Here is a 1,222-nt window from a genome sequence, read left to right on the forward strand (position 1 = left end):
AAAGGGTAATGGCCAGTTTCGAAGAAAAACAAAAAATATAATTGACCAAGGAGAACGATCGTTCTACTGTTCGCCACATGAACGAAATCATGCACTCTGAAACCCGAGACATCATCCTCGATGTCACCGAGAAACTGATCTACCAGAACGGCATTGCCGCCACCGGCATGGATCTTCTGGTGAAGACCGCCGGCGTCTCGCGCAAGAGCGTCTACCGCTATTTCACCAACAAGGACGAGCTGGTGGTGGCCGCCCTGGAGCGTCGCGATCAGCGCTGGATGCACTGGTTCTGCAGCACGGTGAACCAGGCCGCGACCCCGGCCCTGCGCCTGCTGGCGCTGTTCGACGTGCTCAAGGACTGGTTCGCAACCCCCGGTTTTCGCGGCTGCGCCTTTATCAACACCAGTGGCGAAACCGGCGACCCGCAAGACCCGGTGCGCCAAGTAGCAAAACGGCACAAGCAGAACCTGCTCGACTACGTGACCGAGCTTTGCCAGGAACATGGCGTGCAACATCCTGAGGAACTGGCAGCGCAACTGCTGATCCTGATCGATGGCGCCATTACCGTTGCCCTTGTGATGGGCAATCACAGTGCTGCTGATAATGCGCAATGCATGGCGCGAAAGTTATTGGACCTCTGATTGTTTTAAACAAGAGCAGCCTCTTTGTTTGAACAGCAACTTTCATTGGAGACAGATCATGTCGTCTAACGCTCAAGTGCGCCCGCCCCTTCCGCCTTTCACTCGCGAGTCGGCGATTGAAAAGATCCGCCTGGCCGAAGATGGCTGGAACTCCCGGGACCCGGAGCGGGTATCCCTGGCCTATACCCTGGATACCCAATGGCGCAACCGCGCCGAGTTCGCCCACAACCGCGAAGAGGCCAAGGCGTTCCTGACCCGCAAATGGGCCAAGGAACTGGATTACCGCCTGATCAAGGAACTGTGGGCCTTTACCGACAACCGTATTGCCGTGCGCTACGCCTACGAATGGCACGACGACTCGGGCAACTGGTTCCGTTCCTACGGCAACGAAAACTGGGAGTTTGACGAACAGGGTTTGATGGCCCGGCGCTTTGCCTGCATCAACGACATGCCGATCAAGGCCCAGGAGCGCAAGTTCCACTGGCCCCTGGGCCGCCGGCCCGACGATCACCCGGGCCTGAGCGAACTGGGCCTGTAATCACCACCGCCTCCGCCCTTGTAGGAGCTGGCTTGCCAGCGAA

General features: G+C 58.1%; 2 protein-coding genes. Both read left to right on the forward strand.

What is annotated here, in order from left to right; translation table 11 throughout:
• The first annotated feature begins 77 nt into the window (after positions 1 to 77).
• Positions 78 to 641 (forward strand): TetR/AcrR family transcriptional regulator, encoded by a 564-nt coding sequence (locus F6S12_RS31935; RefSeq protein WP_015635794.1) that lies wholly within the window; start codon positions 78 to 80, stop codon positions 639 to 641.
• 58 nt (positions 642 to 699) lie between these two features.
• The gene (locus F6S12_RS31940) at positions 700 to 1,179 is read left to right on the forward strand and encodes a DUF1348 family protein (protein WP_011061545.1); all 480 of its coding nucleotides are present in this window, start codon (positions 700 to 702) and stop codon (positions 1,177 to 1,179) included.
• Positions 1,180 to 1,222: the final 43 nt, after the last annotated feature.

Origin of the sequence: Pseudomonas sp. JV245A (assembly GCF_032424515.1) — a bacterium.
In the GTDB taxonomy this organism is placed as follows: domain Bacteria; phylum Pseudomonadota; class Gammaproteobacteria; order Pseudomonadales; family Pseudomonadaceae; genus Aquipseudomonas; species Aquipseudomonas protegens.

Coding starts and splice junctions, on each gene's coding strand:
- F6S12_RS31935 (WP_015635794.1), top strand. CDS start 78: ATGAACGAAATCATGCACTCTGAAACCCGAGACATCATCCTCGATGTC.
- F6S12_RS31940 (WP_011061545.1), top strand. CDS start 700: ATGTCGTCTAACGCTCAAGTGCGCCCGCCCCTTCCGCCTTTCACTCGC.